Below are 12,566 nucleotides of genomic sequence, written 5' to 3'. Positions count from 1 at the left end.
TGAAACCCATCCTTCGCACACAAGCGTGACGGGTTTCGCTGCTCTCAACCCATCCTGCGGAATTATGCCGACAGCGTTGGCTGCCGCTTCTTACGCCGGCAGCCGGGTTTCGACGATGCGGGCGAACATGCTGGCGCCGATGGGCAGGATCTTATCGTCGAGATAATAGCCGGGATTGTGCACCGGCACCGAGCCTTCTTGGCCGACCCAGAAATAGGCGCCGGGCACGGCATGCAGCATGTCGGCGAAATCTTCGGAGCCCATTTTCGGCTTCGCGCGGGTGATCACATTGGCGTCGCCGACGATCGTGCGTGCAACGTCCTCGACGGCCTTGGAATGCTCTTCCTGATTGACCAGCACGCTGAAGCCGTCGCGGATATCGACCTTGATCTCGCAATCGAATGCCGTCGCCATGCCGGCAGCGAGCGCATGCATCCGCTCGCGGATCTGCATCCGGACCTTCTCGGAGAAACAGCGCACGGTGCCGCAGAGCTTCGCATCATCCGGGATGACGTTATAGGCCGAGCCGGAATGGATCTGGGTGATCGACAGCACCGCGGATTCGAACGGATTGACGTTGCGGCTGACGATCGACTGCATCGCCTGACCGAGCGACATCGCGATCACGACAGGATCCTTGGAGCGCTCCGGCATCGCGCCATGCGCGCCGTAGCCCCGGATGGTGATGTCGAAGAAATCAGCGGCGGCCATTGCAGGGCCCGGGAAGATGCCGACTTCGCCGTGATTCATGTCCGGTGCATTGTGCAGACCATAGATTTCATCGCAGGGAAACTGCTTGAACAGACCGTCCTTGATCATCGCGCGCGCACCGCCGAGGCCTTCTTCGGCGGGCTGGAAGATGAAATGCACGGTGCCGTCGAAATTGCGGGTCTCGGCGAGATAGCGAGCGGTGCCGAGCAGCATGGTGGTGTGGCCATCATGACCGCAGCCGTGAAAACGGCCCGGAATGGTGGAGCGCCAGGCGAGATTGGTGTTTTCTTCCATCGGCAGCGCGTCCATGTCGGCGCGCAGGCCGATGCGCTTGGTGCCCGAGCCTTTGCCCTTCAGCACGCCGACGACGCCGGTACCCCCTAAGCCGCGATGCACTTCGACACCCCAGGAGGTCAGCTTGTCGGCGACGATGCCGGAGGTGCGGACTTCCTCGAAGCCGATTTCCGGATGCGCGTGCAGGTCGCGGCGGATGGCGGTGAGTTCGTCGGCGAAGGCGTCGATACGTTCGAGTGTGGGCATGGGTCTATCCGTTCACGGCACGAGGGCAGGTGATGAGGTCTGGGGCGTAAATGGTTCGCCATTCGGCTTCAGCCGGATGCCCGGGCGCAAATGCTTCCAGGGCAGCACGGACGTATCCGCCGGCATCGCGCCGGGCGCGGCGCAGATCAGCAGCTTGCCGGCGATCGGCTCGAAGTCGGCGCGGAAATGCACCGAGCTCTTGTTGACGAGAATGTTCTGCTCAGTCGGCTCGATACCGACATAGCGATACATCGACTGGTCGGCGAGCTGGGCCTTGTGCGAGGAGATGACGACGCGGACGTCGTCGATACGCAGACAGGCCGAGAGGCCCATATCCATGTCGCGATCGCCATAATAGGGGCCGTTGGCGACGAACTTGCCGTCCGACAGTTTCTCGACCACGAACGTGTTCTCGTAAGGCGCATCGCCGGGGATGCCCGACTTGCCGCCGATGGAGAGTTTGACCGTAGCGCCTTCGCCGGCCTGATGGGCAGCCTTCGCTGCAGCGGGATCGTAGATCACGCCATGGGCGGCCTTGATCGCCTTGTTCTTCACCAGCGCGCGCAGCATGCCGGTGGTGTCGCTGTCGCCGCCGGCGCCGGGATTGTCCTGGGTGTCGGCGATAACGACCGGCTTGGTGAGGGTCTTCGCCAGCTCCATGGCATGCAGCACGCCTTCGTCCGGCCTGTAGATCTTGCCGTTGAAATCATCCTCGTGGCCCATCACCAGCTTGACGATGGTGTCCGCTGCAGCGTCGGCATCAGCCTGCGTCACGCCATAGGCGAACACGCTCGGGCAGCAATGCGGGAAATCGGCGGCAGGAAAGCCCGGGCAGAACGACAGCGTCGGCACCTGGTCATGTTCCAGCGCGGCCAGCTTCAGATAGATGCTCTTGGTCGGCTCGTCATTGGTGCATTGCCAGCTGATCGGAATCAGGAACGGCAATTGCCGGAATGCCTTGGCGAAGCGGTTGCCGGCGAGCAGCAAGTCCATGTGGCGTGCACAGGCGCGGCCGGTGTCGGCCATGTCCACATGGGGATAGGTGCGATAGGCGATCAGCGCGTCGGTGTATTCGACCGTCTCCGGCGAGATGTTGCCATGCAGGTCGAGGCTGACCACGAACGGAATGTCCGGCCCGATCACCTCGCGCACGCGCCGCGCGATTTCGCCTTCGCCGTCGTCGAGATGTTCGGTGACCATGGCGCCATGCAGATCGAGATAGATCGCATCGAGGGGCAGCGCTGCCCTGATGCCGTCAATCATCTCGCCGACGATGCGCTCGAACGCGTCCCTGGTGACATGGGCCGAAGGGCTTGCGCCGCAGGCGATGGTCGGGATCAGCTCCCAGCCGCGTGTCTCGGCTTCCTCGATAAAGCCGGCGAGGCCGACATTGATGCCACGCATCACCTTGAGGACGTCGGCGCCATGCGTCATCGACGGCCAGCCGCCGCCATGTACAAAGGCCTCATAGGTCGCCTTGGTCGGCGCAAACGTGTTCGTCTCGTGCAGAAAGCCGCCGACAGCGATACGGGTCATTCAGAATCCAGGGTCAGTTTCGGTATGGGCTCAGGCCGCCGGCACGGTGGTGCTGCCATCGACCGCGCGGAAGTTGGCGAAATCCCATCCTCGTCCGGGCGCCGCGTCAAGCAGCTGGCGCGTATAGGGCTGTTGCGGATTTGCGAGGACTTCCGCTGCCGGGCCCTGTTCCACCACCCGGCCATGCTGCATTACGGCAACGTCGTCGCAAATCTGGGCGGCGACGCGCAGATCGTGGGTGATGAACAGGATGGCGATGCCGAGCCGGGTCTGGATGTCGTCGAGCAGCCGCAGCACCTGGGCCTGCACCGAGACGTCGAGGGCCGAGACGGCCTCGTCGGCCACCAGAACTTCCGGATCGAGGGCAAGCGCGCGCGCAATGGCGATGCGCTGGCGCTGGCCGCCGGAGAACTGGTGCGGATAGCGCGAGACTGCGTCAGGTGGAAGACCGACCAGTTCGAGCAGTTCACGCGCCCTGGCCATTGCCACCGAATGCTTGGTGCCGAAATTGATCGGACCTTCACAAATGGACTCGCCGATGGTGATGCGCGGATTGAGCGAACGATAGGGGTCCTGAAAGACGATCTGTATCTTCTTGCGGTGCGGCTGCAACGCGTGACGTGACAGGTCGGAGATTTCGCGTCCGGCGAGACGGATGCCGCCCGAGGTGGGATCGATCAGTCGGACGATACAGCGCGCCACGGTCGATTTGCCGGAGCCGCTTTCGCCGACGATGCCGAGCGTGCGGCCCTTGCGCAGTGTCAGCGTGACGTCCTGGGCTGCGTGGACTTCGCGTGGTTTCCCGAACATGGAACGTTCGCGATAGACCTTGCCGAGCTCATTGGCCTCGAGCACGACTGGATTGAAGCCTGCTTCCTCGCGGGCCGCGCGGGGAATGAGGCTCGGCACCGACGACAGCAGGTTACGAGTATAGTCCTGCGTGGGCGCGCTCAGAATATCCTTCAATGCTCCGGTTTCCACCAGGCGTCCATTACGCATCACGGCGACGCGGTCGGCGATGTCGGCCACCACGCCCATGTCGTGAGTGATGAACAGCACGGCGGTGCCGTGATCCTTCTGAAGGTCGCGCATCAGCTTGAGGATCTGCGCCTGGGTGGTGACGTCGAGCGCTGTCGTTGGCTCATCGGCGATCAGCAGTTTCGGCTCCAGCACGAGCGCCATGGCGATCATGATGCGCTGGCGCTGGCCGCCCGACAGGCGGTGCGGATAGGACGCGAAGATGCGCTTCACATCGGGAAGCCGCACTTGCTCCATCATGTCGAGAATGCGCGCACGGCGGGCGCTGGCGCCGAGACTGGTGTGGGTGCGTAGTACTTCGTCGATCTGCTTGCCAACGGGGACGACTGGATTGAGCGCCGTCATCGGTTCCTGGAAGATCATCGCCATGGTGGTGGCGCGGAGCTCGCGCAGCCGCCGGTCGCTGGCTTGCAGCACATCTTCGCCGACCAACTTAATGCTGCCGCCGATGGCTTTGAGTGAATCTCGCGGCAGCAGGCCCATGGTGGAGAGCGAGGTAACCGACTTGCCGGAACCACTTTCGCCGACCACACAGAGCGTTTCGCCCTGGCGCACCTGGAGAGAAATGCCGTCGATGATCTTCTTGCCGGTGCCGCTCTTGCCGACGCCGACGACGAGGTTTTCAATTTCCAGTGCGATGGGGCGGGTATTCACGGTGGGGTTCACGAGTTCACTCACTTGCCGGCCTCACGCTGTTTCATGCGGGGATCGAGCGCATCGCGGGCAGCGTCGCCGATCAGATTGACGGAGAGGATGGCAATCGAGAGCAGTAATCCCGGCCAGAAGATCAGCGATGGCTTGACCTGGAAGAAGGCGCGACCCTCGGCCATGATATTCCCCCAGGTGGGGGTTTCCGGGCTGATGCCGGCGCCGAGGAACGACAGGATCGCCTCGGTGAGAATGGCGGATGCGGCGATGAAGGTGCCCTGGACGATCAGCGGCGCCACCGTGTTGGGCATCAGATGCTTCAACATGATCTTCGGCATGCTGGAGCCGAGCGAGATCGCCGCCTCCACATAGGGCTCCTCACGTGCCGACAGCACCACGGAACGCACCAGTCGCGCGACACGGGGGATTTCCGGAATAGTGATCGCAATCAGCACCGTCGTCAGGGTGGCGCCTGACAGCGACACGACGGCGATGGCCAGCAGCACGCCGGGCATTGCCATCAGGCCGTCCATGACACGCATCATCACAGCGTCGGCCAATTTGAAAAAGCCCGAGAACAGGCCGATGAAGAGGCCGATGACAATACTGGTGACGGCGGCGCCGAGGCCGATCAGGAGCGAGATGCGACCGCCATAGAGGATGCGCGCCAGCACGTCGCGGCCGTAAGCGTCGGTGCCGAGCAGATATTCCGAACTGGCCGGCTTCAGCCGCAAGGCGGGTGCCAGCAATTGCGGATCGTGCGACGTCAGCCACGGTGCGAAAATCGCCGACAGGATCACCAGCGTCAGGCAAATCGTCGCCAAGGCGATAATCGGCGTCGCGGTGAGAAAGCCGAGCGACGGACCGCTGCGGGAGGGGAGGGCCGGGTTGGGAAGGGATTCGATCGCCATCAGATACAGATTCCTAGTAACGAATTCTGGGATCGAGCAGTGCGTAGGCAAGGTCGATAAGCAAATTGACCCCGACATAAACGCCCGAGGTCAAAAGGATCATGGCCTGGATCACGGGAAAATCCCGCGCCAGCACGGCGTCGACCGTCAAGCGACCGATGCCGGGCAGGTTGAACACGCTTTCGGTGACGACGACGCCGGAGATCAGCAGTGCGAAGCCGGTACCGATCACCGTGATGACCGGCACGGCGGCGTTACGCAGCGCGTGGCGGAACAGCACACCGCTCTCGTTGATGCCCTTGGCGCGCGCGGTGCGGACATAGTCTTCGCCGAGCACTCCGAGCATCGCCGCGCGGGTCATGCGCGCGATTAGCGCGACATAGACAAAGGACAGCGCGACGGTCGGCAGCGTGATGCGCTCAAAGAACGGCCCGAAGCCACGCGAGATGCTGCGGAAACCCTGCACCGGAAACCAGCGCAGTTCGATCGCGAACACCTGGACCAGCACGTAACCGATCACGAACACCGGCACGGAGAAGCCGATCACTGACAGCGCCATCACGAAACGGTCGATCCATGTGCCGTGTTTCCATGCGGCGATGACGCCGAGCGGGATCGCAACAAGGATCGAAACCAGCATCACGCTCAATGCAATGCTCAAAGAGGGCTCGATGCGCTGGTTGACCATCTGCAGCACAGGCACGTTGGAGATCAGCGAGGTGCCGAAGTCACCGTGCAGCAGCCGCCAGACCCAGCTGAAAAACTGCGTGTAGAGCGGTTCGTTGAGACCGAGCTGCGTCCGGATGCGGTCGAGCTGCTCGGCCGTCGCGTTATCGCCGGCGATGATCGCGGCAGGATCGCCGGGCGTCAGCCGAAGCAGCAGGAAGACAAACAGGGCCACCACACCCATAACGGGTATGGCCGCAAGAATCCGGCGAATGAGGTATCCGAGCATGGCGCTTTCCTAGTGGTGGTGTTGATCGAACGTAACTGGACCGCGTCGGTCAACCGGAAACGTCACGGGCTCGCTGCTCTTGGTCGTCATTGTCCGCGAGAAACACAGATTTTTCGAGAAACAATGGTTCACTGTCGCAACTTGCCTCAACCCGAAGTTCGCTAAACTTAAACGTAAAGGTAGCAAGTCCTGTGCCACCGCCCGATTTGCGCCATGCGATGCATGTGCAAACCGGACGACGTTGCATCAATCGAGGGTTGCCAGCAATCCCGCCATCAGGCGGCCACGATCAACAAGGCTCTGCGCGACGATATATTCGTTGAGCGTGTGCATATCGGCGCCATGAACGCCGAGCCCGTCGAGGGTCGGGATGCCCATCGCGCCGGTAAAATTACCATCCGAACCGCCGCCCTTGCTGCCATGGGTCAGTTCGGGCAGGCCGAGGCGACCATTGATGGCCTTGGCTTTCTCGAACAGCGCCATGGTCGCCGCGTTCGGTTCCCACACCGGGCGGGTGACGCCGCGGGTGACGTTGAAGGTCACGTCATTCTCGGTACCTGAGAGAGCGAGCATGCGCTGGACGCCGGCATCGAGATCTTCCTGACGCTTGGCCATGCTCAGCGCTTCGCCGGTGCATGACGAGGCAACGCAGTTGACCCATTGTCCGCCATGCACGATGCCGACGCTGAACGTGCAGTCCGGTCCAGTCATCTCGTCGATCTGCACGATCTTCTTCGCCATTTCGCGAATCGCGGAGCGGCCGTTCGACAGCGTCGCGCCCGAATGGCTGGGCCGGCCGATGGTTTCGAGATTGAAGCGGGCGATCGCATAGCGGCCAGTGGTGACACCGTTGCCCGCACTACCGGGCTCCGGCACCAGCACGTATTTGTTCCGCGCGGCTTCAGCTTCGATGATGTCGCGGGTCGATGGCGTGCCGACTTCCTCATCGGGCGTGAACAGTACGGTGATGGGTAGCGGCGTCGTATAGGAGATACGTGCGAGCTGGCGGATGGCTTCCAGTGATAGATAATTACCGCCCTTCATGTCGCAGATCGCCGGGCCGTAGCAGCGCTCGCCATCGCGGCGCCACTTCAGCTTTTCGATGGTGCCAACCGGGTGAACGGTATCCATGTGGCCCGCGATCAGGATGCCGGGTTCGCCGAATTTCGGATGTGGAAAACGGGCGCGGATGCAGCCGCCGAATCCCTGACGTCCCGCGATGCGCTCGATGGTCGCACCCATGATTGCCATGTCGCGTGCAGCGAGGTCGAGCATCCTGTTGACCGCATTCGCGTCCCATGTGGGGCTCTCGCATTCGACCCAGACGCGCAGGCCCTGCAGCATATTCTCGAGATCAAACGGGAGTTCGGCGGGGTTCATCAAGTCATTCCTCTTGGATGAGAATTTCGTCACGGATGATCGAGGCGCTCCGTGCCTGCGCACAATTGCGAGAGTTTGTCGGCGAGAGTTCGCGCATGACTTAGCAGCAGCGCAATCGCCTTTGCAAATCGACGATGTGCATTGCAATGCATTCTACACCGTGTGGATGTATCGCGTGGAAAACGCGATTGACGCGCATCACGCTTGATGCCAAGTCCTTGAAGCCTAAATGATAAAGGCAATACGCGAAGGCGCCTAAAATTCTATCGCGTTGCATAATCGATCATCGATCGATGGTCAGATTCCAGTCAGGAGAGATTGAGTGTCCTACATGTCACGTTGGCAGCATTCTGCGGCCTTCACGAAATTTGCGCTGCCCGGTCTGGCGGTCGCCGTTGCGCTCGCGCTGCCGGTGCTGTCGTCGCCCGCGCATGCTGCAGGTAAGACCATCACTGCAGTGATGCATTCCGATCTGCGTGTGATCGATCCCGGTATCACCACCGGTTATATCGTCCGCGACCACGGCTACATGGTTTACGACACGCTGCTCGGCATGAACTCGAAATACGAGATCAAGCCGCAGATGGCCGACTGGAAGGTCTCCGACGACAAGCTTGTCTATACATTTACCCTGCGCGACGGCCTGCTGTGGCATGACGGCAAGCCGGTCACGGCCGAAGACTGCGCCGCGTCGCTGCAGCGCTGGGGCCGCAATGACGGCATGGGCCAGAAGCTCATGGACTTCACCAAGAGCATCGAGGCGCCCGACGCCAAGACCATCGTGCTGACGCTGAAGGAACCCTACGGCCTCGTTCTGGATTCGATCGCCAAGCCATCGTCGCTGGTGCCGTTCATGATGCCGAAGCGTCTGGCTGAGACGCCCGCCGGCAAGGCGATCGCCGAGCAGGTCGGCTCGGGTCCGTTCAAATTCGTGCAGTCGGAATTCCAGCCCGGCGTGAAGGCCGTCTACGAGAAGTTCAAGGAGTACAAGCCGCGCTCCGAGCCGACCGACTGGCAGGCCGGCGGCAAGGTGGTGAAGGTCGATCGCGTCGAATGGATCACCATGCCCGATGCACAGACCGCGGTGAATGCGCTGCAGTCGGGTGACATCGACTTCATGGAAAATGGTCCCTACGACCTGCTGCCGGTCCTGGCGAAGGATCCGGAGCTTAAGATCGAAGTGCTCAACCCTCTGGGCTTCCAGACCTTTGGCCGCATGAACTTCCTTAACCCGCCCTTCGACAATCCGAAGATTCGCCGTGCCGCGTTTTTGGCAATGAGCCAGAAGCCGGTGCTGGATGCGCTGGTTGGCGATCCCAAATATTACAAGGTCTGCGGCGCGGTGTTCGGTTGCGACACGCCGAATGCGACGGATGTCGGTTCGGAAAGCCTTGTGAAGGGCAATGGCGTCGAGGAAGCCAAGAAGCTGCTCGCCGAGGCCGGTTATGACGGCACGCCGGTGGTGATCATGGCGCCGACCGACGTGACCACGTTGAAGGCGCAGCCGATCGTTGCGGCGCAACTGCTCCGCAATGCCGGCTTCAAGGTCGAAGTGCAGGCCACCGATTGGCAGACGGTGCTCAGCCGTCGTCCGAGCCAGAAGCCCATCAAGGAAGGCGGCTGGAACATGTTCTTCTCCAACTGGGTCGGCGCCGACATTCTCAACCCCATCAGCAATGTCGCGACCTCCGGCCGCGGCAAGAGCAATGGCGGCTGGTTCGGCTGGAGCGAAGATGCCGAGCTGGAAGTGCTGCGCGACAAATACGCACGCGCGACCACGCCGGAAGAGCAGAAGAAGCTCGCCGCCGAGATCCAGAAGGAGATCTATGACAAGGTCATCTACATCCCGCTCGGCGAATACAAGGTGCCGAGCATCTGGCGCACCTCGCTGACCGGCGTCACCCAGGGCGCTGCCATTCCGATGTTCTGGAACATCGACAAGAAGGACTAACCGGCGCCGCTGTCGCGGTTCGTGTGAAGTAACAGAACGCCGGCCTGAGTGATCAGGCCGGCGTTCTTGTTTTTGCGAATGACCTCTCCACGAGCGATGCGTTCGATGGTCGCACCCATGATTGCCATGTCGCGTGCAGCGGGGGCGAGCATGCCGTTGACTGCGTGCGTGACTTGGCAGCAGCAGGCAATCTCCTTTGCAAATTGACGATGTGCATTGGAATGCATTCTGCAGCATGTGGATGTAGCGCGTGGAAAACGCGATTGACGCGCATCACGCTTGATGCAAGTCTTTGATGTCTAAAAGATAAAGCCAACGCGTGGTGGCGCCTAAATTTCTATCGCGTTGCACAAGCAATCATCGACCGATGGTCAGTTTCAAGTCAGGAGAGATCGAATGTCCTACATGTCACGTTGGCAGCGTTCTGCGGCCTTCACGAAATTGACGCTACCAGGTCTGGCGGTAGCCGTTGCGCTCGCGCTGCCGGTGCTGGCGTCGCCCGCGCATGCTGCCGGCAAGACCATCACCGCAGTGATGCACTCGGATCTGCGCGTGCTCGATCCGGGCATCACCACGGCCTATATCGTGCGCGATCACGGTTACATGGTTTACGACACGTTGCTGGCGATGGACGCAAACTTCAAAGTCCAGCCGCAGATGGCGGAGTACAAAGTCTCCGATGACAAGATGGTCTACACCTTCACGCTACGCGATGGCCTGAAGTGGCACGACGGCAAGCCGGTGACCGCGGAAGATTGCGCCGCATCGCTGCAACGCTGGGGTCGTAACGACGGCATGGGCCAGAAGCTCATGGACTTCACCAAGAGCATCGAGGCGCCAGACGCCAAGACCATCGTGCTGACGCTCAAAGAGCCCTACGGCCTCGTGCTCGACTCGATTGCCAAGCCATCGTCGCTGGTGCCGTTCATGATGCCGAAGCGTCTCGCCGAGACGCCCGCCGGCAAGGCCATTCCAGAGCAGATCGGTTCGGGTCCGTTCAAGTTCGTGCAGGCTGAATTCCAGCCGGGCGTGAAGGCGGTCTATGAGAAGAACAAGGACTACGTGCCGCGCTCCGAGCCTGCGAGCTGGGCGGCCGGTGGCAAGGTCGTCAAGGTCGACCGCGTCGAATGGGTCACGATGCCCGATGCGCAGACGGCGGTGAACGCACTGCAGTCCGGCGACATCGATTTCATGGAGAACGGTCCCTACGACCTGCTGCCGATTCTCGTCAAGGACAAGGACCTCAAGATCGAGGTTCTGAACGAGCTCGGTTACCAGACGCTGGGCCGTATGAACTTCCTGTTGCCTCCCTTCGACAACGTCAAGGTTCGCCGCGCGGCATTCCTCGCGATGAACCAGAAGCCGGTGCTCGATGCGCTGGTCGGTAATCCCGACTACATGAAGATCTGCGGTGCCATGTTCGGCTGCGGCACGCCGAATGATACCGACGTCGGTTCGGAAACCATGGTCAAGGGCAGCGGCATGGCGGAAGCCAAGAAGGCGCTGGCCGAATCCGGTTATGATGGCACGCCCGTGGTCATCATGGCGCCCACCGATGTGTCGTCGCTGAAGGCGCAGCCGATCGTTGCAGCGCAGCTTCTGCGCGATGCCGGCTTCAAGGTCGAAGTGCAAGCCACCGACTGGCAGACCGTGGTGACGCGCCGCGCCAGCCAGAAGCCCGTCAAGGAGGGCGGTTGGAACATGTTCTTCACCAATTGGGTCGCTGCTGATATTCTTAACCCGGTTTCCAACGTCTCGACGTCGGGCCGCGGCAAGAATGGCGGCTGGTTCGGATGGTTCGAGGACGCCAAGATCGAAGAACTGCGCGACAAGTATGCGCGCGCAGCGACGCCTGCGGAACAAAAGGCTGCCGCTGCGGAAGTCCAGGCCCGTGCGCTCGAGCAGGTCGCGTATCTGCCGCTTGGCGAATACCGGATCCCCAGCATATGGCGGAAGTCGCTGACCGGCGTGCTGCCGGGCGCCGCCACTCCGGTGTTCTGGAACATCGACAAGACGGAATAACCGACGCCGCTGCGGCGGGCAGGTTTGAATAAGAGAGCGCCGGCCTGAGTGATCAGGCCGGCGTCTTTGTTTTTGCGAATGACCTCGTAATGACGGGGATGGGCCGGTACTACCGCTCGGGCGATGCCGCCGATACCACGAGCAGCACGTCGGCCTTGGGTTTGCCGATGCTGCGCACCCAGTGCGGCGTCTCGCCGGAAAAGTACAGGCAGTCGCCTTTCTTCAGGACGATCTCTTCGTCCTCGATCTTGATCGCCATCTTGCCTGATATGACGAACAGGAATTCCTCGCCCGCATGCGACGCGCGCGGCGCGAATTTCAGCGGCGGCCGGATCAGGAACGGCTCCATCATCTTGCGTGTGCGTCCCGCAGCCAGCGCCAGCAGATCGACGCCGTCGTCCTGCATGGGCGTTTGCTGTTCATCCTGCCGGAACAGCGTGTAGCGCGGGGCGGGCGTCGGGTTGGGGTCGAACAGATAGGTGACGTTGACATCGAGCGCCGCGGCGAGGCGCAGCAGCGCATTGACCGACGGCGTTTTCAGACCGCGCTCGACGAGGGAGATATAGCCGCGCGTCAACTCGCTCTGGGTGGCGAGCTGATCCAGCGTCAGTCCCTTGGTGGTGCGTAGCTGGCGCAGGTTGAAACCAACCGCATTCTTGCTGACGTCGAGCAACGTCGATCTCCTGATGAGGTACCTGTTCTTTTAGAGGGCGCGCGGCGATGGTGGAAGGGCCGTCTCGCTGATCTCTTTGAAAGAGCTCCAGAGCGATGCCGGAGTGTTTCTACAGGAAAACATTGCTGCAGATATTTCCAGCACGGGCAAGGATAATTTAGGCAAAAGTGCCGGAGAATGCCGATTTTTAGCCTGCGTTAT

General features: G+C 61.6%; 10 protein-coding genes. 2 read left to right on the top strand and 8 right to left on the bottom strand.

What is annotated here, in order from left to right; all coding sequences use genetic code 11:
- Positions 1-90 precede the first annotated feature (90 nt).
- The 6 genes from HP556_RS02405 to HP556_RS02380 form a co-directional block, all read right to left on the bottom strand.
- Positions 91-1,251 (bottom strand): M20 aminoacylase family protein, encoded by a 1,161-nt coding sequence (locus HP556_RS02405; RefSeq protein ID WP_089264945.1) that lies wholly within the window; start codon positions 1,249-1,251, stop codon positions 91-93.
- 12 nt (positions 1,252-1,263) lie between these two features.
- The gene (locus HP556_RS02400) at positions 1,264-2,787 is read right to left on the bottom strand and encodes a M81 family metallopeptidase (RefSeq protein WP_175365782.1); all 1,524 of its coding nucleotides are present in this window, start codon (positions 2,785-2,787) and stop codon (positions 1,264-1,266) included.
- Between the two features lie 30 nt (positions 2,788-2,817).
- Positions 2,818-4,503 carry an ABC transporter ATP-binding protein gene (locus tag HP556_RS02395; protein ID WP_420878637.1) on the bottom strand — a complete coding sequence of 562 codons (1,686 nt, stop codon included), beginning with the start codon at positions 4,501-4,503 and terminating at the stop codon, positions 2,818-2,820.
- On the bottom strand, positions 4,500-5,384 hold the full coding sequence (locus tag HP556_RS02390; RefSeq protein ID WP_089264943.1) for an ABC transporter permease: 885 nt from the start codon (positions 5,382-5,384) through the stop codon (positions 4,500-4,502). The genes HP556_RS02395 and HP556_RS02390 overlap by 4 nt, the downstream gene beginning before the upstream one ends.
- A gap of 13 nt (positions 5,385-5,397) precedes the next feature.
- Positions 5,398-6,339, bottom strand: coding sequence for an ABC transporter permease (locus HP556_RS02385; protein WP_089264942.1), 942 nt, complete (start codon positions 6,337-6,339; stop codon positions 5,398-5,400).
- A gap of 246 nt (positions 6,340-6,585) precedes the next feature.
- Entirely contained in the window at positions 6,586-7,719 is a 1,134-nt protein-coding gene (locus HP556_RS02380) for a M20/M25/M40 family metallo-hydrolase (RefSeq protein WP_175365781.1), read from the bottom strand.
- A gap of 331 nt (positions 7,720-8,050) precedes the next feature.
- On the opposite strand from HP556_RS02380, the gene HP556_RS02375 reads away from it, so the two are divergent.
- The gene (locus tag HP556_RS02375; RefSeq protein WP_175365830.1) at positions 8,051-9,670 is read left to right on the top strand and encodes an ABC transporter substrate-binding protein; all 1,620 of its coding nucleotides are present in this window, start codon (positions 8,051-8,053) and stop codon (positions 9,668-9,670) included.
- Here HP556_RS02375 and HP556_RS02370 read toward each other — a convergent pair.
- Positions 9,667-9,897 carry a hypothetical protein gene (locus HP556_RS02370; protein ID WP_175365780.1) on the bottom strand — a complete coding sequence of 77 codons (231 nt, stop codon included), beginning with the start codon at positions 9,895-9,897 and terminating at the stop codon, positions 9,667-9,669. The two genes, HP556_RS02375 and HP556_RS02370, sit on opposite strands and share 4 nt — an antisense overlap.
- Positions 9,898-10,066: 169 nt before the next feature.
- On the opposite strand from HP556_RS02370, the gene HP556_RS02365 reads away from it, so the two are divergent.
- Positions 10,067-11,692: an ABC transporter substrate-binding protein gene (locus HP556_RS02365; RefSeq protein WP_175365779.1), complete on the top strand. Its 1,626-nt coding sequence runs from the start codon at positions 10,067-10,069 to the stop codon at positions 11,690-11,692.
- Between the two features lie 109 nt (positions 11,693-11,801).
- Here HP556_RS02365 and HP556_RS02360 read toward each other — a convergent pair whose 3' ends face one another.
- Positions 11,802-12,365: a helix-turn-helix domain-containing protein gene (locus tag HP556_RS02360; RefSeq protein WP_068736144.1), complete on the bottom strand. Its 564-nt coding sequence runs from the start codon at positions 12,363-12,365 to the stop codon at positions 11,802-11,804.
- Between the last annotated feature and the right edge of the window lie 201 nt (positions 12,366-12,566).

It is taken from the genome of Tardiphaga robiniae, from assembly GCF_013359755.1.
Classification (GTDB): Bacteria; Pseudomonadota; Alphaproteobacteria; order Rhizobiales; family Xanthobacteraceae; genus Tardiphaga; species Tardiphaga robiniae.
The sequence above is the reverse complement of the archived record's forward strand: the minus strand, read 5'-3'. Positions and strand labels throughout refer to the sequence as shown.